Origin of the sequence: Vibrio sp. 10N.286.51.E5, from assembly GCF_041469125.1 — a bacterium.
In the GTDB taxonomy this organism is placed as follows: domain Bacteria; phylum Pseudomonadota; class Gammaproteobacteria; order Enterobacterales; family Vibrionaceae; genus Vibrio; species Vibrio crassostreae_C.
Map to the genome: position 1 here is coordinate 965 of NZ_JBFRJZ010000113.1, position 281 is coordinate 1,245.

Here is a 281-nt window from a genome sequence, read left to right on the forward strand (position 1 = left end):
ACCTTAGACAATGTGAGCTCGGACAAAGGTCTGGTGACTATCGTTAATAACAAACTTGTGTTTGAAGCGACTGGCGAAGATTTTGATCACCTGCCAGTAGGTGTAACAGAGCAAGTCGTGGTGACGTACACCATGAGCGATGAAAGTGGCGAGCCGATCACATCGACCGCGACTATTACTGTCACCGGCACTAACGATCTCCCAATTGCCAATGCAGACACTGGGGCAGTTCAAGAGAACAGCACAGTAACCGTTGATGTATTGGCTAACGACACCGATTT

1 protein-coding gene is annotated in these 281 nt (G+C 48.4%); it reads left to right on the plus strand.

Annotation, left to right across the window (positions count from 1 at the left end; all coding sequences use genetic code 11):
• Positions 1-281: VCBS domain-containing protein (locus tag AB4161_RS22635; RefSeq protein ID WP_372084375.1), on the plus strand; the 281-nt coding region annotated here is incomplete at both ends.